Here is a 20,313-nt window from a genome sequence, read left to right as displayed (position 1 = left end):
TATAATATGTGTTTCATAAATTGCATTCAAAAAAACAGATTGTCAATCAAATTCCCTGTTAAAAAAATTATTTTTTAGTATGAAAAAAATATTAATTAAATAAAAACAATATCTTATTAATAGATGTTAAAAATATTTATATGATACCAATAAAAAGCAATTGAATTATTTTTTGTATCGTATTAATTTAAATCTAACGACACTTGGGATAAGTGAGACAACATGAACACGCAACAACAAAGATTTGATGACAACATTGTCAATAATGTATCGATTGAGCCAAAGGATTGGATGCCAGACGCTTATCGTAAAACTTTAATTCGCCAAATTGGACAACATGCACATTCTGAAGTGATTGGTATGTTGCCAGAAGGCAATTGGATTACCCGTGCGCCCACCTTAAAACGTAAAGCGGTATTACTTGCCAAAGTACAAGACGAAGCAGGTCACGCGTTATATCTCTATAGCGCAGCTGAGACCTTAGGCGCAGATCGTGACGATATGATGGATAAACTGATTGCAGGCCGCATGAAGTATTCATCAATCTTTAATTATCCAACCTTAAGTTGGGCAGATGTCGCAGCCATTGGTTGGTTGGTCGATGGCGCGGCGATTGTCAATCAGGTTGCTTTATGCCGTACCTCGTATGGTCCTTATGCACGTGCCATGGTGCGTATTTGTAAAGAAGAAAGTTTCCATCAACGTCAAGGCTTTGAAGCCATGATGCGTTTAGCAGAAGGCACACCTGAACAAAAACAAATGGCACAAGATGCAGTCAATCGTTTTTGGTGGCCTGCACTCATGATGTTTGGTCCAAGTGATGACAATTCACCGAACAGTGAACAAAGCATGAATTGGAAAATTAAGCTGTTTAGTAATGATGCCTTACGTCAAAAATTCGTGGATAACACCGTGCCACAAGTTTTACAGCTTGGTTTAACTGTGCCAGATCCAGACCTGAAGTGGAATGAAGAGACCGGTCATTATGAGTTTGGTGAAGTGAATTGGACTGAATTCTTTAATGTGATCGCAGGTAAAGGTCCATGCAACCATGAACGTATTGAAGCACGTCGTAAAGCATGGGAAGGCGGCAAATGGGTTCGTGATGCAGCAGCAAGCTATGCCAAAAAACAACAGCAATTCAATGATACGCGCAAAATTGCATAAGCATTTAAGTCATCAATGACATACAGGAAGTTTAATCATGGATAACAAAAACAATTGGTCTTTATACGAAGTCTTTGTACGTAGCAAACAAGGTTTAAGCCATCGACATGTGGGTAGCTTACGCGCACCGGATGATGAAATAGCCTTACAAAATGCGCGTGACGTGTATACCCGTCGCAACGAAGGTATCAGTATTTGGGTGGTCAAATCTGAGTTAATTACTTGTTCACAACCAGATGAAAAAGCGGAGTTTTTTGAACCACATTTGGATAAGGTTTACCGTCATCCAACCTTTTACAACATTCCACACGGCATTGAGCATATGTAATTGGAGGATCACAGCATGACCAATAAAGTTTTATCCGAATTTCTATTACACATTGGTGACAGCCAACTGATTTTGTCACATCGTTTAGCAGAGTGGTGTGGGCATGCACCTGAACTTGAGCTTGATATCGCACTTGCGAATATAGGCTTGGACTTATTAGGTCAGGCACGTACTGCGCTTTCACTGGCAGGGAGTATTGAAGGTTTAGGACGTGATGAAGATCGTTTAGCGTACTTCCGAACTGAGCGTGAATATCGCAATTTACTGCTCTGTGAACAACCCAATGGCGACTTTGCACAGACCATCGTACGTCAATGGTTAATGGATCATTATCATGCCTTGTTATTTGCCGCGTTAAGCAATAGCAACAACGCCGAACTGTCTGCCTTTGCGATTAAGTCTCTCAAAGAAGTGAAATATCACCAACGTTTTTCAACAGCTTGGATGGAGCGCTTAAGTCTGGGTACGCAAGAAGCACATGACAAGGTGCAACATGGTTTAAATCAATTGTGGCGTTTCACCGAAGAGCTATTTGCACTGACCAACGATGAAAAACAATTGGTAGAAGCCGGCATTATTCCTGACTTAACAATATTGCCTGCGAAATGGTTAGAACTTATTCAATCGGAATTAACGCGTTTCGAGCTACAACTACCACAAGAGGGAGCCTACCGTAGCGGAGCCAAGCAAGGTTTGCATACTGAACATTTAGGTTATGTCCTTGCCGAGTTGCAATATTTACAACGCAGCTATCCAGAGATGGTGTGGTAATCACAGCGTTCACAGGGAGTGAGTGACATGAACCGAATTCAACACGTTGAGCAGCAATGTTGGGAGATTTTACAACAGGTGTCTGACCCAGAAATTCCGGTGTTATCGGTCTTGGATTTGGGCATGATTCGTGGTGTAGAAATCAATGCAAGCCAAGAGATTGTGGTGCGTTTGACCCCAACCTATAGCGGTTGTCCTGCCACTGATTTACTCAAAGACGAAATCAAAACAGCGTTGTTGGCGCATGACATTCACCCTGTCAAAGTAGTGGTGGATTTATCTGAGGCATGGACCACGGATTGGATGAGTGAATCAGGTAAAGAAAAGCTACGCGAATACGGCATTGCACCACCACAAGGTTCATCTCATCTGTGTGGTACGCATGTGGCGCTGACGGATGGCGTGGCTTGCCCACATTGTGGCAGTGCACATACACAGCTGTTAAGCGAGTTTAGTTCTACTGCATGTAAAGCCTTATACCGCTGCCAAGACTGCTTAGAACCCTTTGATTACTTTAAATGTATTTAACCTGATGGACATCGATGTGCGCTGAACAGCACAGCAACAAAATAAAAGAAGGATTTTAACAATGAGTCAATTTATTCCCTTAACCATTAAATCAATCCAGCCGCAAACGGAAAATGCCATTTGTATTTCTTTTGCTGTGCAAGATGAACAAGCCTCAGCGTTTCAATATCAACCAGGTCAACACCTGACTATTCGCCATCTCACAGAGCAAGGTGAAATTCGTCGTTGCTATTCGATTTGTAGCGATGTGCAAGAAGATATGAGTATTGCCATTAAAAAAATTGACCAAGGTCAATTTTCAACGTGGGCGAATGAACACCTCAAAGCAGGGGATGTGTTAGAGGTGATGCCACCTCAAGGGGTGTTTTTCCAAAAAGCAGCAAAAGTCGGTGGACAACATTATTTAGGTTTTGCTGCAGGCAGTGGAATTACGCCAATTTTATCCATCGTGAAATCAGTGCTGAATCGTCAGCAAGATGCCACATTTACACTGGTTTATGGCAATCGTTCATGGAAACAAACCATGTTTGCTGAACAAATCATGGATCTTAAAGATCGCTTTCATCAGCGTTTGCAATTGGTGAATATTTTTTCACGTGAATTGAATGACAGCGAGATCTTTAACGGTCGTATTGATGCTGAAAAGCTCCAGCAGTTGGCCAAAGCCGGTTTGATTCGTACAGATACTGATCACTGCTTTGCCTGTGGTCCAGAAGAGATGATGACGGCCGTTGAGGAAATTTTGCCGACGCTAGGGATTGAGCGCAGCAAGATTCATACAGAACGCTTTAATACAGGTACGACTACAAAAGCATCAGCACAACAAGTTGCGCAACGTAGTGAAGAAAAGGTCAACATTATTTTAGATGGTCGTGAGTTGATCATTGAGGTATCAAAAGAAGATGACAGTATCCTCGATGCCGCATTACGTGCAGGTGCAGATTTACCTTATGCCTGTAAAGGTGGGGTGTGTGCCACCTGTAAGTGTAAGGTGCTTGAAGGTGAAGTCGAAATGGCCATCAACTACAGCCTTGAAGAGGATGAAGTTGCAAGAGGTTATGTCTTGAGCTGCCAAGCCCGTCCAACCACTGCCAATGTACGCTTAAGTTTTGATGAATAACGCTGTGTGGAATGAAGGTATGGACATGCAATATCTAAAAAGTAGTTCTCCAAAAACCGGTGTGGTGCTCATTGAACTGAATCGCCCTGAAAAACGCAATGCCTTAAACAATGCCACATTGCAAGAGCTCGCGGATTATTTAACAACCTTAGATAAAGACCGTGAAGTGCGTGCAGTCGTGATTACAGGTCATTCACAATGCTTTGCTGCAGGCGCAGACTTAAATGAATTGGCACAGCTTGATGTAGTGAATATTCAGCAAGATCAACGACCACAGTTGTGGAAGCGCATTGATGAATTTTCCAAGCCTTTAATTATGGCTGTCAACGGTTATGCCTTAGGTGCAGGTTTTGAATTGGCATTGCATGGTGACATTGTGTTGAGTGGTGAAAATGCACAATTTGCTTTACCAGAAATTGGTTTAGGCATGTTGCCCGGGGCAGGTGGAACACAGCGTTTGGCACGATTGGTCGGTCAACAATTGTGTATGCGCTGGGCGATGACAGGTGAAATGATCAGTGCACAGACCGCATTTCAGCACGGGATCAGCAGTCAAATTTGCCCAACAGCTTTAACGGTGCAATATGCCGTTGAATTGGCAGAAAAAATTGCCAAGCAAGCACCCTTGGCGATTCGTGTTATTAAACAGTCGCTAAAAAGTATTCATGAAGTGACCCTAAGCCAGGGTTTAAAACTCGAGCGTCAACATTTTGTGTGGTTGGCAGCAACCCAAGATCGTCAGGAAGGCATTCAAGCTTTCTTAGAAAAAAGACAACCCGCATTTAGAGGTGTGTAATGGATTACCAAACAATTATTGTCGAAGAAAAAAATGCAGTCGGTTATTTAACCTTTAACCGTCCAAAGCAACTTAATAGCTTTAATGAAACTATGCACAAAGAAGTCTCAGGAGTTCTCAAAGCATGGGCAAAAAATGCTGAGATTCGTGCAGTGGTGATTTCTGCGGAAGGTCGAGGTTTTTGTGCAGGACAAGATTTAAGTGACCGCGTGGTTGATCCGAATGCCGATGCACCTGATTTAGGCCGCTCGATTGAAATGTATTATAACCCACTGATCAAACTGATTACTGAAATACCGAAACCCGTGCTGTGTGCAGTGAATGGGGTAGCAGCGGGTGCAGGTGCCAACATTGCTTTGGCGTGTGACATTGTACTGGCTGCAAAATCAGCATCCTTTATTCAAGCCTTTTGTCGTTTAGGTTTAGTTCCAGATTCGGGTGGAACATGGTTTTTGCCACGTTTGGTTGGTCGTGCACAAGCAATGGCTTTGGCTATGCTTGGCGATAAGATTCCTGCTGAGCAAGCACAACAATTGGGCATGATTTGGCAAGTGGTTGAAGACGAAAAACTGAAAGCCGAAGCCAGCAAATTGGCAGAACATTTAGCGACACAACCCACTTATGGTTTGTCATTGATTAAAAAAGCCATTCATGCTGCAGCAGCTAATAGCCTCGATGAGCAATTGATTTTAGAACGTGATTTACAGCGTTTAGCAGGGCGTAGCAGTGACTATCGTGAAGGCGTACAAGCCTTTATGCAAAAACGTACACCACAATATACAGGATGCTAAATCATGGCAGAACTTCACTTACAGCATGCCCCTGTGGCAGTGATTGGTGCCGGTACCATGGGCATCGGCATTGCACAATTGGCGGCCATGCATGGTCATCCGACCCATGTGTATGATGTCGATCCACAACGTGTAGAAAGTGCTTTTGCTGCACTAAAACAGCAATTACAAAAACGTGTAGATACCGGAAAAATGGCGGCTGATCTCTTGCAACTGACCTTGTCCAATTTAAACGTGGCAGCGGATTTACACGAATTAGCAGACAGCCAACTGATTGTAGAAGCGATTGTAGAAAACAAAGACGTTAAACAAAAGCTATTTCAACAGCTTGCTGATATCTGCTCGCCTGAGACGATCTTTGCATCCAATACATCTTCAATCTCGATTACTGCGATTGCTGCCAATATTCCACATCCAGAACGCGTGGTTGGTTTGCATTTCTTTAACCCAGCACCAGTGATGAAGTTAGTGGAAGTGATTGCAGGCTTAAAAACAGACCCAGCAATTTCTGATGCTTTAGTCAGCTTGATGACAGCATGGAAAAAAGTGCCAGTACGTGCTAAATCCACCCCAGGGTTTATCGTCAATCGTATTGCACGTCCTTATTATGCGGAAGGATTTCGTGCCCTGCAGGAAAATGCGACCACGCCTGAGCAACTTGATTTTATCATGCGTGAGTGTGGACGCTTTTCGATGGGGCCGTGTGAGCTGACCGATTTAATTGGCCAAGACATTAATTTTTCTGTCACACAGAGTGTCTATGATGCCTTTTTTGATGAACCGCGTTATCGTCCATCCTTAATTCAAAAAGAATTAGTCGATGCAGGCTGTTTCGGTCGCAAAACTCAACAGGGGTTTTATGACTATCGAACAGAACATTCTAAAAAAGTGTATCAACTCCCTGTGATTTACAGTAAATCACCTGAAAAAATTGAGGTGGTGGTCAAAGGTGATTGGTCACATTCACAGGGTTTGATTAAGCTATTGCAACAATCTTTACATATTAATCTGCGTATTGAAGCGGCGCCAATGGCTGAAATTCTCATCGGTGATGTGTCTTTACGTTTATCAATGGGGCAATCTGCCGAGATTGATTATGCAACACAAAAAGTGGTACTGATGGATTGGCATGGCGATTGGTCACAAGCCAAAGCCATTGCAGTTACAGCTTCACCAGCGTGTACAGCGATAGATCAAAAAACGATTGAACAGTTGTTTATCGGTCTAAATATTATTCCGATTTGGTCTCAGGATCATCCAGGATTATATGTACTGCGCACTATTGCCATGTTGGTCAATGAAGGATGCGAGGCCGTTTTACATCAAATTGCGTCTGAACAAGACATTGATGCAGCCATGAAATTTGCTGTGAATTATCCTAAAGGACCATTCCAATGGGCACAAGAATTAGGATACAACATTATTTTACAGACTTTGCAAAATCTGTATCGTATTTATGGTGAAGAGCGTTATCGTCCTAATCTATATTTATTAAAAAAAGCGGCACAAGGACATGTGTCAACGCAGCAGCCATTACGCGCTGCCAGTTAAGGATAAAATGATGCAAGACGTATTTATTTTTGATGGGATTCGTACCCCAATTGGGCGCTATGCCGGTGGTTTAAGTAGTATTCGTACAGATGATTTGGCTGCATTGCCGATTCAGTATTTGAAGCAACAACATCCAAATTTGCCTTGGACGGAGGTCGATGAAGTGATTCTCGGCTGTGCCAACCAAGCGGGTGAAGACAATCGTAACGTGGCACGGATGGCAAGCTTGCTTGCCGGTTTACCTGATAGTGTACCTGCCATTACCGTAAACCGTTTATGTGCTTCAGGTTTAGATGCAGTGGGGCTTGCTTCACGTGCGATTAAATCGGGTGAAGCGCAGTTTGTATTAGCGGGTGGGGTGGAAAACATGTCACGTGCGCCCTTTGTTCAGTCTAAACCGACGAGTGCATTTAGCCGTACACCTGAAATTTTTGATACCACTATTGGTTGGCGTTTTATCAATCCGCTATTTAAAGCCAATTTTGGCGTCGACAGCATGCCTGAAACTGCTGAAAACGTGGCAGAAAAATACAATATCAGCCGTGCCGATCAAGACCAATTTGCCTACAACAGTCAGCAAAAAGTCGCAAAAGCACAGGCTGAAGGTCGCTTTGAGCGTGAGATTCTACCAGTCGAGATTAAAAGCAAAAAAGGTGTAGTGCGTGTTGCTCTAGATGAACATCCACGTGCAGAAACCACACTAGAGGCTTTAAATGCACTTAAAGCACCATTTCGTAAAGAAGGAGGTTCAGTCACAGCAGGCAATGCATCAGGTGTCAATGATGGTGCTGCATGTTTACTCTTAGGTAATAACGCCTTTGCTGAGCAGCATGGTTTAACTCCCCAAGTGAAAGTTTTAGGGATTGCAAGTGCCGGTGTAGAAGCACGTTATATGGGTATTGGGCCTGTACCTGCAGTGCGTAAAGTTTTAGCACAAACGGGCTTAACTTTAGAGCAAATGGATGTGATTGAACTCAATGAAGCCTTTGCAGCACAAGCTTTAGCTGTGATTCGTGAACTGGGTTTAGCGGATGATGATGCACGTATCAATCCAAATGGTGGTGCCATTGCTTTGGGCCATCCACTTGGCATGAGTGGTACACGTTTAGTCCTTACCGCAATGCATCAACTGAAAATTCAACAAGGGAAATATGCGCTTTGCACCATGTGTGTGGGCGTTGGGCAAGGTGTTGCCTTAATACTCGAAAATATCAATTCAGGACGTAATTGATTGACATAAAACAAGCTGTCGCGATGACTGCGTAAGGAGTAAGACAATGAATAAAAATGCAATGGAACACATCGAAACCGCATCTGTAGATGAATTACGTCAACTGCAAGTTGAGCGTTTAAAAAAGACGCTCAATCATGCTTATCATAACAGCACGGTGTATAAGCAAAAGTTTGATGAAGCAGGTGTACATCCGGATGATTTTAAACATCTTGAGGACTTAGCAAAATTTCCTTTTACCACCAAAAAAGATTTACGTGACAATTATCCATTTGGCATGTTTGCGGTGCCTCAAGAGCAAATTGTGCGCGTACATGCTTCATCGGGAACCACAGGTCAACCGACGGTGGTTGGCTATACCGAACATGACATCAATATCTGGTCGGACGTAGTCGCACGATCGCTGCGTGCTGCAGGGCTAAGCAGTAAAGACACCATTCAAGTGTCGTATGGTTATGGTTTATTTACCGGTGGCTTAGGTGCACATTATGGCGTAGAGCGTTTGGGTGCTACTGTCATTCCAATGTCAGGCGGGCAAACAGACAAACAAGCGCAGTTAATTCACGATTTTAAACCAACAGCACTCATGGTGACACCATCGTATTGCTTGAATATCATTGAAGCCCTTGAGAAAAAGTTTGGTTCAGCCAAAGACTGTTCTATTAAAACCGGTGTATTTGGTGCTGAACCTTGGACCAATGAAATGCGTAAAGAAATTGAAACGCGTTTAGGTATTGATGCCTTAGACATTTATGGCTTATCTGAGGTCATGGGTCCTGGGGTGGCAATGGAATGTTTAGAATCAAAAGATGGCCCAACCATTTGGGAAGATCATTTCTATCCTGAAATTATTAATCCAGAAACAGGTGAAGTTGTTGCAGATGGGGAGCTCGGTGAATTGGTTTTCACGACAATTACCAAAGAAGGTATGCCGGTGATTCGTTATCGTACCCGTGATCTGACACGTTTACTGCCAGGCACATCACGTACCATGCGTCGTATGGATAAAATTGTCGGTCGCAGTGATGACATGATGATTATTCGTGGTGTGAATGTGTTCCCATCGCAAATTGAAGAGCAAATTTTGCAAATTCCACAATTAATTGCCAATTATCAGATTCATATTTGTAAGCAAGGTCACTTGGATACATTGCATATTCGCACTGAAATGCGTCAAGATAGCAGTCCTCAATTGGCGTCACAGCTTGCAAACCAATTGAAATCACAAATTAAAACCATGGTGGGGATTAGTGTGAGTGTTGAAGTGCTGAATGAAGGAAGTTTACCTCGCTCTGAAGGCAAAGCGCAGCGCGTGTTTGATATTCGACAATCCGCTTAAATGAACATGCCTGATGACTAGGCTCATCAGGCAATTCACAGGTAAATGAAAACGCAATGAATCCTAAATTAAAACAAATTATTGATGAGTTTATTCAACGTGAAGCGCTCAGTGGGACTTCATTGGTCATGACCATTTTTGGTGATAGCATTTATCACCGTGGAGGTGTCATCAGTCTTGCGAGCTTAATTCAGCTAATGGACGTATTTGGCTTGAATGAACGTTCAGTGCGTACTGCGGTCTTTCGTTTGGTACAAAATGGCTGGCTCAGTTCAGAGAAAATTGGGCGCACCAGTTATTACCGTATTACGGAAAGTAGTCGTCAGCGTTTTATCATGGCTGATCAGAAAATTTATGGCTTTAGTCATAAAGATTGGGATAAAAAGTGGGACTTGGTGCTACTGAGCTCAGTTGAACTTGAAAACAAATTGGTGTTGAAGAAAGAACTCGAGTGGTTAGGGTTTGCCAATATTGCAACTAATGTCATGGCTTATCCAGGCTGTGATCAACAAAAGCTGCAAAATTTATTACTTAGTCATCAAATGACCGATCAAGTGGTGGTGTTTCGTGCCGAAACCCTAGAACTTTGGCAAGAATCTTATCCTACGATTAAACGTATGGTGGTTGTGAATTGGCCCATTCAAGAATTACATCAACGCTATGAAAAATTCATTAGTGATTTTCGTGAGTTTTTCTATTTTGTCGAGCAAGATGAAGACATAGATGCTGTCCAAGCCTTTCAAATTCGTATCTTATTGATTCATCAGTTCCGTCGTATTTTACTCAAAGATCCAAATTTACCATTTGAGTTGTTACCGACGGACTGGCTGTCGTTAATTGCACGTAATTTAAGTACCAATTTGTATCAGGCGGTGTTTATGGCAGGCGACGAGTTTTTCTTAAATGTTGCACGTACGGCTGAAGGCAGTATGCCGCCCGCACACCCACAGTTCTATAAACGTTTTGGTGGTTTAAAACAGCCAGATTTGAGCTATTAAATTAGCGTCTAATTTAAAATTAACAACAAGGATAGAACAATGCCGTGCTATGCCATTGATGGCGTGATTCCTGTGGTCGATCCTCAGGCTTATGTACACCCAAACGCCGTGTTGATTGGCGATGTGATTATTGAGGCAGGGGTTTATATTGGACCTTTTGCTGCCTTACGTGCTGACTTTGGCCGTATTCATATTCAAAAAAATGCCAATGTTCAAGACTCTTGTACCATTCATGGCTTTCCAAACAGTGTGACTTTAGTGGAAGAGTATGGTCATGTGGGGCATGGTGCTATTTTGCATGGCTGTGTGGTACGCAAGAATGCCCTCATTGGCATGAATAGTGTGATTCTCGATGAAGCTGTGATTGGGGAAAATGTGATTATAGGTGCCAACAGTACAGTTAAGGCAAAAGCAGATATTCCTAATAATATGCTGGTATTGGGCAGTCCTGCACGGGTGGTGAGAGCCTTAACCGATCAAGAAATTGCTTGGAAACGTCATGGTACGGCGCAGTACATTGAGTTAACCGAGCGTTGTCTCAACAGTCTGCAAGTGGTAGAACCTTTACCCCATGACACAGCGGAACGTTTAACCTATAAAAATTTTCAGGCAGATCATGTCTTAAAGCAACAGATATAAGCTCTTCACATATTCAATTCATCTGTCCAAACGTCTCTGGCATGTTGTAAATGCCCGCTTTTGATATACAGCGTTGCACCTAATTCGGTGGCGTTTAGATCAATATCATAATCTGAAGGGAAGCGCATCTAGGTTCCCATAGGATATACATGGTGTGCTGAGCTAAACGCACCTGTAAGGATAAAAATTTCAATGCCATGTTCAGCACTTTCAGCCATGCATTGATTGGGTTTTAATTTTTCCAAAAAAGTCTGTTCAACATTTGATTTCAATAAGGAGCAGATTTCTCGGCCTTGCTGAATACGTCAATGCTTTGGGTCATGAGTATTAATGCGTGTTGGAGTCACTTCATGTTCTGTCATTTGTATGAGTTTGACAAAAATTTGGCAACCCATTTCACTCGATACCCGATGGCTAGATTGATGTGGATTACGCATATACCATCCTGCAAGATAGTATTGATCCTCATTTTCAGTAAATGTTCCGGTTAAGACCAAAACCTCTTCACCAAGGGGGTGCGTATGTTCAGTGAATGGAGTCTGTGGCGAAAATTCAACCACACTGGTTGCGCGCGCTTTTTCTGCACCAATTCGGTCAAGCATCATACGATTGACTTGACCGCCTGGAGATTTGACCCAATGGTAATCTTGCGGAGTGATGATAATTGGTTTTGAAAAATCAGCATGAAGATGCATAACACAATACACGTTTGTAAATTTAAAGAGAAAATAAATGTAACTTTTTCAACAACACTATACGAGTTTAAACAACATCTCAGCAGTTGAATTATTAAGTGAATTGCAGTGCAATGGACTGAAATGGGAAGGAGGGATGTCGGTTGTATTAAAGGTCAGGGCAGGTCCGAGTAATCACTAGGGCCTTAGTACAAGGAGATACTATGATGATTCATGGCTCAATTTAGCGGTTCAAAAGTATCCTTACACCGCATAGCAAGATCAGCATTGTGATTATCTATAAACAAAATACCTGTTGTGACTTTAACTTCTCCACAGCGCCCAAAATTTTATAATTTCAAGCCCAAGACGGAATTTTGTACGAGCAGATTGCGACTTTACTTAGTCAGGATGTGATATCGACTTATAGCTGGATTGATTTGGATATCTTTGACGCCAATGGCTATCCGAAACACGATCGTGGTATTACTATCGATTATGATGTATGCATCATTGGTTTGCCATGGTTATATACATGGGGTAAAGCATATTTTAAAATGTTATCAAATTTTTCAAATATGCTGGGAGGATTGCTTGACGTTAATATGACGCATAACAAGATAACTCTGGGAAAATAGGGTCATTTTTCGATGTACTATAGTAAATCCTAAGAAAAACGTCATGTGACAATTAAAGCATTAAACAAGTGATCAATGTGAGAAAATAAGAATAGTTTTTGTGCCAATTAGAGAATCAGAGAATTACGTAAGCCAGACAATAGGTCAGTATCATGTTTAGGTTTGCATAATACTTTATTTAACATAATATACATTATACGAAATGCTTCAACTTTATTTACAAAGATGATAATTCACGGCTCTTGCACATCAACTGTATTCAAATTGCTATGTTCCTAAGCTACGCTAAAAATAAATTTGTTCTGGCACAATCCTTAAACAAAAAAAGCCATAACAATTGTTGTTATGGCTGTACATATGTATTTCTATATTTAAATCAGTCTACTGTTTTCCTGATTGTTGATTTAGGAAGATTTGATGTCCTCACTGCTAAATGCATTTGCCTTTCGCTCTATTTGATCCGGCTTTAAGAATGATGATGCAATAATCGCAATCACTGCAAAGCCTGAAATATAGGCAATAATTAAATTAGGGCTTCCATCACCAATACTCAGCAATTTCGTCGCGATTAATGGTGCTAAACCGCCACCTAGCACGCCTGCAAATTGAACTGAGATTGAAATACCGCTATAACGTATTTCTGCTGGAAATTGGCGTGAAAATAACTGTGACTGCGGCGCATACATCAAAGGAAAAACCACGCCAATACCAATCACAATGGCCGTCCAAACCAATACAGGATCCTTGGTATTTAACATCGCAAAAAATGGATAGCTGTATATAGCCAATACGCATAAACCAAATCTAAACATGTTTTTTTGCCCAACTTTATCAGACAAATGTCCAAAAATTGGCGTAATAACCATGATGACTGCAGCACCACAAATCGTTGCAAACAAGATATCTTGCCTAGGAATATTTAGCTGTGTGGTGGTATAGGCTAAAGCAAATGTCGATGCCAAATAGAACCAAGCATTTTCAGCAGCTCGAGATAAAATAATCGTAATCAACTGCTTAGGATGATTTTTAAACACTTGTTTTGCTGGAACTTTAATTGATTTGGTTTGAGCTTTAACTTTTTCAAAGTCTGGTGATTCAGGTACTTTTACACGAATATACCAACCTACAGCCAGTAAAATAATGCTGGCTAAAAATGGTAGACGCCAACCCCAGCTAAATAACGCTTCTTCAGGTAACATTGAGACTAAACCTAAAGCCACGGAAGCGAGCAATAAACCACCACCTGTACTGGCTTGCGGTAAACTTCCCCAAAATCCTTTTTTACCCGCTGGCGCATGTTCTACAGCCATGAGAACTGCTCCGCCCCATTCTCCACCCATGGCCATGCCCTGTATAAATCTTAAAATAATTAAACAGACCGTTGCCCAATAACCAATGGTTTCAAATGTCGGTAACAACCCAATCATCACCGTTGGAATACCCATCAACATTAATGTGACCAATAACATTGATTTACGACCGATTTTATCGCCAAAATGACCAAAAACAATGCCACCAAGTGGTCGACCAATAAAGCCTACAGCATAAGTGGCAAATGCTGCCAATACGCCAGTTAATGGATCAAGATTTGGGAAAAAAAGTCGATTGAAAATGAGTGCTGCGGCAGCACCATAGATAAAAAAGTCATACCATTCGATGGTTGTACCCACCATGCTGGAAATACCCGCTAAACGATGCGAGGACTTAGCAGGTGGAGCTGTGTTTCCCTGTACATTTTGCATTGTAATCTTCCTTATTCTGCAAGATATTTCTATATTGCATTTTCACGATGCTTGATTTGTATGATGATTTTCTTCTTGAAAATCAATATTTTTCAGATCTTATATATGTTTAATTTATGATGAGTCACTTGTTCATATCGAATAAGAAATTAAGTATGAATATTGACCAATGGTTTGAACCGTTAAAGTTTTTTAAATCACTGATTAAATAGATATTTCCTCCATTATTTTGTCTAAAGTCGGACTAGATTGTTGCCACTTTGGCTGCTTGTCTTTATCCACAATTAATGCGCGAACACCTTCGACAATATCGCCATGTTGAAACCAAACATCTTGCAAATGTCGTTCAATTTGCATGCATTGGTTTAGTGAAAGACTTCGACCTAAATGTTGGAGTTGCAAACTGATCCTTTTCGCGATTGGAGATCGTTGTTCCAAGGTATTGCGTATTTTTAACGCCCACGCTTGAGCATCATTATGCTGTTCATTTTCAAGACTATTTTCAATGGCATCAATGCTCTCAAAACCAAAATGCTTACGAATTAAATCTGCATTCTGACTAAGTTCACTTTCCGCTGGTCGAGTAATATATTTCGCAATCAATTGTTCAATATTTTCCTTACTTAGTTGCTTAGAATTTCTTAAATCTTCTTCTAATTGAACAAGTTGCTCACTCGGAACATGGTAGTCAATCAAATCTAGGTATAACGCATCGCTGGCACTGATTTGATCGCCCGTAGTTGCCATGTACACACCAATATCATCCAAACGTGATAAAAAGTGTGTCGCAGCCACATCTGGGAAAAATCCAATGGCAGTTTCAGGCATGGCAAATCTAGACTTTTCGCTGCTGACAAGCACATGACATGCTTGGGCTAAGCCAAATCCACCGCCAAGTACATAGCCATCGAGTATGACAATAATGGGTTTTTCATACGCACGAATGGTATTCAGCATTTCATACTCAGCTTGAAAATAAGCTTGATGATCTTCTTTACCATTCATATAACTATCATAGAGATAGCGAATATCTCCACCTGCACAAAATGCTTTGGGACTATTTGAGCGAATAAGTACAGCATGAATATTGGTTTGATCAGCCCATAGTGCTAATTGCTGTTGAATCCCTTGGATCATATTCAAAGACAAGGCATTTAAACTTGCCACGCGATCTAAACTGATTTGGCCTAAATGTCCATGTTCTTCAATCATTAAGTTATTTGTACTCATATCCGTATCATCCTTTTTTATTTTTAATTGTCTTTAAAATTGGCTTGGCGCTTTTCAACAAATGCTTGCATGCCTTCTTTTTGGTCTTGAGTTGCAAAAATCGAATGGAATGTTCTACGTTCAAAACGTAAACCTTCTTGCAAACTGACTTCAAATGCACGGTTAATTGACTCTTTGATCATCATGGTTGCGACTACAGATTTTTCGGCTATTTTTTCAGCAGCTTTTAAGGTCTTTTCGACCAACGCCTCTTTAGGGAAGACTTGAGCAACTAAACCACTCTGCTCTGCTTCTGCTGCGCCCATTTGTCTCGCAGTCAGACACATTTCCATGGCTTTGGCCTTACCAATAGCAAGCGTTAAACGCTGTGTCCCACCTATCCCTGGGATTACTCCCAATGTCACTTCTGGTAAACCAAATTTTGCATTGTCGGCACAGTAAATAAAGTCACACATGAGCGCTAACTCACAGCCTCCACCTAACGCATAACCACTGACAGCTGCGATTAGAGGTTTACGGCGCTGAGCAATTCGATCTGCCAGATGAAAAAAATCATCCAAATAAATATTCGGAAAACTCAGTTCAGCCATTTCTTTAATATCTGCGCCAGCGGCAAAGGCTTTTTCTGAACCTGTAATAACCATACAACCGATGGCAGGATCTCGATCTAAATCATCCAACGCCAAATTAAGGTCTTGAATTAATGTGCTATTTAACGCATTTAAGGCCTGAGGACGATTTAAAGTAATGAGTCCAACACCATTGTTTTTTTCGAGCAGAATCGTTTCAAATTGCATGTGATATCCCTATATATGTTCAATATTTATAAGTAGGCTTCGTCTGAAGCCTTGTCGTTTTAAATGTCTTAATGACCACGTTATAAGCTGCGAGCAATTACTAAACGTTGGATATCACTTGTGCCTTCATAGATTTGGCAAATACGTGCATCACGATATATACGCTCTATCGGGAAATCTTTGAGATAGCCATAGCCTCCAAAGACTTGTAATGCTGCGGAGCAAACACGCTCAGCCATTTCAGACGAAAAAAGCTTGGCCATAGACGCTTCATTTAAACAAGGCTGTCCTGCTTCTTTTAAACGTGCCGCGTGATAGACCAATTGGCGTGCGGCCTCTATTTCTGTTGCCATACTTGCCAATCGGAACGCAACTGCCTGATGTTCAAAGATCGGCTTTCCAAAAGTAATACGCTCTTTGGCATATCGGGTTGCTTCTTCTAATGCTGCACGTGCAAGACCAACTGCTTGCGCCGCTATACCAATACGACCGCCTTCTAGATTTGATAAGGCAATTTTCAAACCTTCACCTTCTTTTCCTAACATTAGGCTTTCATGCACACGCACGTCTGTGAGTGCAATTTGACAAGTATCTGAGGCATGTAATCCAAGCTTTTCTTCAGTACGAATCACTTCATAACCAGGTGTTTCTCTTGGGACAATAAAAGCACTCATGCCTTTTTTCCCTGCACTTGGGTCAGTCACAGCAAAGACAATAATGACCCCTGCATTATGTCCCGAGGTAATAAACTGCTTAGCACCATTAATCACCCATTCATTGCCATCTTTTACTGCACGAGTTTTAATGGCAGCAGCATCTGAACCCGTATGCGGCTCAGTTAATGCAAATGCACCGATCATTTTGCCTTGTGCTAAAGGCACTAAATATTTCTGCTTTTGTTCTTCTGTGCCAAATTTAGCAATAGGAACACAGCCTACTGAGTTATGTACACTCATAATGGTTGATGTTGCCCCATCGGCCGCGGCAACCTCTTCTAAAGCCATAACATAGGCAAGATTACCTGTATCTGAACCACCCCATTCATCTGATACCAACATACCCAATAAACCCAGTTCTCCCATCTGCGCTAAAGCCGCTTTGGGAAAGGTTCCGTGTTTATCCCATTCAGCCGCTTGAGGTTTAATTTTTTCCTGCGCGAAACTGTGTGCCATGTCCTGAATTAATAATTGTTCTTCGGTAAATTGCATCTTATCTTCCTGTACATCAATCAATTGCTTCCATCCAGTTTGAAAATGACTAGAACTGAATGAAAGCTTGATTTTGATCCTGATTGTTCGGCATTAATTTAGAGTTAATCGTTACGTCATTTAACTTGCATGCTGCGTGGATTGTTTCGCAATCTCTTGATTTCTTAATAAGAAACGCTGAATTTTTCCACTTGGGGTTTTCGGCAGTTCTTGAACAAACTCCACCAATCGTGGATAAGCATGTGCAGATAAGCGCTTTTTCACAAATTGCCCCAGCTGCTCTGCTAATTCTTCGGACGCTGTGACATGCTCAGCTAAAATTACAAAAGCTTTTACGATTTCTGTCCGATCCGGATCAGGCACACCAATGACCGCAGCTTCAATCACTGCATCATGTTCAAGTAAAGCGCTTTCTACATCGAATGGCCCAATACGATAACCTGATGTTGTAATCACATCATCATTACGACCAACGAAGCTCATACTGCCATCTGCGTGTAATTCTGCGGTATCACCCGTGAGGTAATAGTGCTTTACAAAGGGTGACTTACGACTTTCTTTATAGCCACCAAACCACATCATCGGTGATTGACTGATATCGACAGCCAGTACTCCTGGCGTTCCTGCAGCTAGCTCTTGCCCTTGTTCATCAACAACCGCCACGCGATATCCTGGACTGGCATAACCTGCGACACCTGCGCGAATATCATGTTGTAAACCATGGTGATTACACACCACCATACCAACTTCAGTCTGACCATAATGGTCAAAGATCGGTGCATCGAGGACTTGTTTAAACCAACGGAACACTTCAGGGTTAAGCGGCTCTCCAGCACTACTCACGACTCTAAATTTCCCTTTGAGTTTTGCCATTTGTTCAGGATCAGCCGCCATCATCATTCGATACGCTGTCGGTGCGCCTGCAAGGTTCGTCACTTTGTAGTCATCTACGATCTGACACAAACTATCAATGCTAAAACCACCTTCGTAAAAGAGTGTTGCATGTCCAAGTAAAAGTGGCCCAGTAATTCCGTAATACAAACCATAAGCCCAACCCGGATCGGCAATATTCCAAAATGAATCATCTTCACGCAGTCCTACCGCATTTTTCATATATTGACCAAAAGCGATTAAGGCTTTAAGGGGTACTTCTAAGGGTTTTGCAGGACCTGTAGTACCTGAAGTAAACATTAGAAGAAATGGATCATTGATGCTCTGTAGGACAATTTCACAATCTGTAGACTGTGCGTTTACTTCATCCCAAAAGTTTAAATCTCCCTGTTGAATCCCTTGACCCGCTCGATCTGCAACAGTAACGATTTGGGGACAATGTGCAACTTCATCTAATTTACTACGATTACCAACATCGCTAATCACCAATTTGCTTTGTGCAAGGTGTAAACGATGTTCAATGGCTTTGGGGCCAAAGGCGGTAAATAGCGGTTGATATACAGCACCTATTCGCCAAGCCCCTAAAATCACCACAAGTAATTCAACTGTACGGGGTAATAAACCCGATACACGATCACCTTTTTGCACACCCTGTGACTTTAAAAAATTGGCAAATTGGCTCGACCACTGTTGCAGCTCTGCAAAGGTATATTGTTCTTTCCGCCCATCTTTACCTTGCCAATATAGTGCGACCTTATTTTGATCAATCGCATGACGGTCGCAGCATTCATAACATGCATTTAATTGCTCTAAAGAGCCTGATAGCATTTCTTTGGCAGCATGATTTAAGTCAAATGCCTTTGCAACATCTTGATAATTCGACATCTTCTCTACCTCAGTCTCAATTTATTGTTATTCCGACACGAGTGTTTGTATTGTTAGCCATCCCTAGGCTAGATTTAAAAGTTCAATGCGATTATTCAGCGTCCTTAGGTAAGTATTGCTGCACGATGCTGGAAAAATCTAAGTGTGCATTACCTTGTAAACACAACTGTTGATACATTTGCTGAACCAGTCCACCTAAAATAATTGGCTGTTTGACTTGTCCTGCGGCTTCTACAGCTAATCCTAGATCTTTCAACATCAGCTGAGTTGCAAAACCATCGGTATAGCCACGTCCTGCAGGTGCATTTGCTGAGATACCCGGCCATGGATTACATACATCCGAACTCCAGCAACGTCCGCTCGAACTATTCACCACACCTGCTAAGGCTTGAGGATCAATCCCCAGACGCGCACCGAGCGCCATACCTTCAGCAACGGCTGCCATGGAAATACCAAGAATCAAGTTATTGCAAATTTTCGCAATTTGACCTGCACCCACATCACCACAATGCACAATGTTTTTACCCATGTGGCCCAATACCGCTTTGGTTTTTTCAAAGGTTTGATCATCTGAACCGACCATAAAGGTTAATGTACCTGCCTGAGCACCAATAGTTCCGCCTGAAACAGGTGCATCACAGATTTTTATCTGATGTGCAGCACCCGTCTCGGCTATATCCTTAATGGTTTGCGGATCAATGGTACTGCTATCGATACATAAGCTTCCTGCTTTCATTACCGCTAATACACCATTTTCTCCCAAGTACACCTCTTTAACATGCTTGGCAGCGGGCAACATGCTAATCACAACATCTGCTTGTTTCGCTGCATCTTGTGGGTTTTGGCAAACGATGCCACCTGCTTCAGTAAAATGCTGAATCGCAATTTCGCTTAAGTCGAAACCGTAAACCGTAAAACCTGCTTTGAGTAGGTTTTGGGCCATTTTTCCGCCCATGTTTCCTAAACCGATAAAGGCAATATTCATCCTT

General features: G+C 41.9%; 18 protein-coding genes and 2 pseudogenes. 13 read left to right on the top strand and 7 right to left on the bottom strand.

Features of this window, described 5'->3' with window-relative positions; all coding sequences use genetic code 11:
• Positions 1 to 222: 222 nt before the first annotated feature.
• From paaA to FTV27_RS14485, 12 genes are all read left to right on the top strand, one after another.
• Positions 223 to 1,167, top strand: a complete 945-nt coding sequence (gene paaA, locus FTV27_RS14540; protein ID WP_111884663.1) for a 1,2-phenylacetyl-CoA epoxidase subunit PaaA — start codon at positions 223 to 225, stop codon at positions 1,165 to 1,167.
• 37 nt (positions 1,168 to 1,204) lie between these two features.
• Entirely contained in the window at positions 1,205 to 1,495 is a 291-nt protein-coding gene (gene paaB / locus FTV27_RS14535) for a 1,2-phenylacetyl-CoA epoxidase subunit PaaB (protein ID WP_078193737.1), read from the top strand.
• A 15-nt stretch (positions 1,496 to 1,510) separates the two neighbouring features.
• On the top strand, positions 1,511 to 2,266 hold the full coding sequence (gene paaC / locus FTV27_RS14530; protein WP_180079113.1) for a 1,2-phenylacetyl-CoA epoxidase subunit PaaC: 756 nt from the start codon (positions 1,511 to 1,513) through the stop codon (positions 2,264 to 2,266).
• 27 nt (positions 2,267 to 2,293) lie between these two features.
• Positions 2,294 to 2,794, top strand: coding sequence for a 1,2-phenylacetyl-CoA epoxidase subunit PaaD (gene paaD / locus FTV27_RS14525; protein WP_180035205.1), 501 nt, complete (start codon positions 2,294 to 2,296; stop codon positions 2,792 to 2,794).
• Positions 2,795 to 2,855: 61 nt separating this feature from the next.
• The gene (paaE, locus tag FTV27_RS14520; protein ID WP_180079112.1) at positions 2,856 to 3,914 is read left to right on the top strand and encodes a 1,2-phenylacetyl-CoA epoxidase subunit PaaE; all 1,059 of its coding nucleotides are present in this window, start codon (positions 2,856 to 2,858) and stop codon (positions 3,912 to 3,914) included.
• A gap of 25 nt (positions 3,915 to 3,939) precedes the next feature.
• Positions 3,940 to 4,710 carry an enoyl-CoA hydratase-related protein gene (locus tag FTV27_RS14515; protein WP_180079147.1) on the top strand — a complete coding sequence of 257 codons (771 nt, stop codon included), beginning with the start codon at positions 3,940 to 3,942 and terminating at the stop codon, positions 4,708 to 4,710.
• Positions 4,710 to 5,501, top strand: coding sequence for a 2-(1,2-epoxy-1,2-dihydrophenyl)acetyl-CoA isomerase PaaG (gene paaG / locus FTV27_RS14510; protein WP_180023687.1), 792 nt, complete (start codon positions 4,710 to 4,712; stop codon positions 5,499 to 5,501). Before FTV27_RS14515 ends, paaG begins: the two co-directional genes overlap by 1 nt.
• A 3-nt stretch (positions 5,502 to 5,504) precedes the next feature.
• Complete coding sequence (locus FTV27_RS14505) at positions 5,505 to 7,052, top strand: 3-hydroxyacyl-CoA dehydrogenase (RefSeq protein WP_180079111.1); 1,548 nt, start codon at positions 5,505 to 5,507, stop codon at positions 7,050 to 7,052.
• Positions 7,053 to 7,062: 10 nt separating this feature from the next.
• The gene (gene pcaF / locus FTV27_RS14500; protein ID WP_180079110.1) at positions 7,063 to 8,283 is read left to right on the top strand and encodes a 3-oxoadipyl-CoA thiolase; all 1,221 of its coding nucleotides are present in this window, start codon (positions 7,063 to 7,065) and stop codon (positions 8,281 to 8,283) included.
• 46 nt (positions 8,284 to 8,329) lie between these two features.
• On the top strand, positions 8,330 to 9,622 hold the full coding sequence (gene paaK, locus FTV27_RS14495; protein WP_180079109.1) for a phenylacetate--CoA ligase PaaK: 1,293 nt from the start codon (positions 8,330 to 8,332) through the stop codon (positions 9,620 to 9,622).
• A gap of 56 nt (positions 9,623 to 9,678) precedes the next feature.
• Positions 9,679 to 10,620 carry a PaaX family transcriptional regulator C-terminal domain-containing protein gene (locus tag FTV27_RS14490; protein ID WP_180023690.1) on the top strand — a complete coding sequence of 314 codons (942 nt, stop codon included), beginning with the start codon at positions 9,679 to 9,681 and terminating at the stop codon, positions 10,618 to 10,620.
• Positions 10,621 to 10,659: 39 nt separating this feature from the next.
• On the top strand, positions 10,660 to 11,259 hold the full coding sequence (locus tag FTV27_RS14485) for a gamma carbonic anhydrase family protein (RefSeq protein ID WP_180079108.1): 600 nt from the start codon (positions 10,660 to 10,662) through the stop codon (positions 11,257 to 11,259).
• Between the two features lie 5 nt (positions 11,260 to 11,264).
• On the opposite strand, the pseudogene FTV27_RS17380 reads toward FTV27_RS14485, so the two are convergent.
• Positions 11,265 to 11,954 (bottom strand): annotated as a pseudogene (locus tag FTV27_RS17380) (cupin domain-containing protein).
• Positions 11,955 to 12,358: 404 nt separating this feature from the next.
• Here FTV27_RS17380 and FTV27_RS17375 point away from each other — a divergent pair.
• Positions 12,359 to 12,571 (top strand): annotated as a pseudogene (locus tag FTV27_RS17375) (hypothetical protein); the annotation flags it as partial.
• 404 nt (positions 12,572 to 12,975) lie between these two features.
• Here the strand turns inward: FTV27_RS17375 and FTV27_RS14475 are convergent.
• From FTV27_RS14475 to mmsB, 6 genes are all read right to left on the bottom strand, one after another.
• On the bottom strand, positions 12,976 to 14,313 hold the full coding sequence (locus tag FTV27_RS14475; protein ID WP_180079107.1) for an MFS transporter: 1,338 nt from the start codon (positions 14,311 to 14,313) through the stop codon (positions 12,976 to 12,978).
• 204 nt (positions 14,314 to 14,517) lie between these two features.
• The gene (locus FTV27_RS14470) at positions 14,518 to 15,543 is read right to left on the bottom strand and encodes an enoyl-CoA hydratase/isomerase family protein (RefSeq protein ID WP_180079106.1); all 1,026 of its coding nucleotides are present in this window, start codon (positions 15,541 to 15,543) and stop codon (positions 14,518 to 14,520) included.
• 23 nt (positions 15,544 to 15,566) lie between these two features.
• A complete protein-coding gene (locus FTV27_RS14465) occupies positions 15,567 to 16,340 on the bottom strand; it encodes an enoyl-CoA hydratase (protein ID WP_180079105.1) in 774 nt (257 codons plus the stop codon).
• Positions 16,341 to 16,420: 80 nt separating this feature from the next.
• Positions 16,421 to 17,548, bottom strand: a complete 1,128-nt coding sequence (locus FTV27_RS14460) for an acyl-CoA dehydrogenase family protein (RefSeq protein ID WP_180079104.1) — start codon at positions 17,546 to 17,548, stop codon at positions 16,421 to 16,423.
• A gap of 120 nt (positions 17,549 to 17,668) precedes the next feature.
• The gene (locus FTV27_RS14455; protein ID WP_180079103.1) at positions 17,669 to 19,324 is read right to left on the bottom strand and encodes an AMP-binding protein; all 1,656 of its coding nucleotides are present in this window, start codon (positions 19,322 to 19,324) and stop codon (positions 17,669 to 17,671) included.
• 91 nt (positions 19,325 to 19,415) lie between these two features.
• A complete protein-coding gene (gene mmsB, locus FTV27_RS14450) occupies positions 19,416 to 20,309 on the bottom strand; it encodes a 3-hydroxyisobutyrate dehydrogenase (RefSeq protein WP_180079102.1) in 894 nt (297 codons plus the stop codon).
• Positions 20,310 to 20,313: the final 4 nt, after the last annotated feature.

The organism is Acinetobacter sp. YH12251 (assembly GCF_013417465.1).
In the GTDB taxonomy this organism is placed as follows: Bacteria; Pseudomonadota; Gammaproteobacteria; order Pseudomonadales; family Moraxellaceae; genus Acinetobacter; species Acinetobacter amyesii.
Note: the sequence above shows the minus strand (reverse complement) of the source record. Positions and strands in the feature narration are given on the sequence as shown.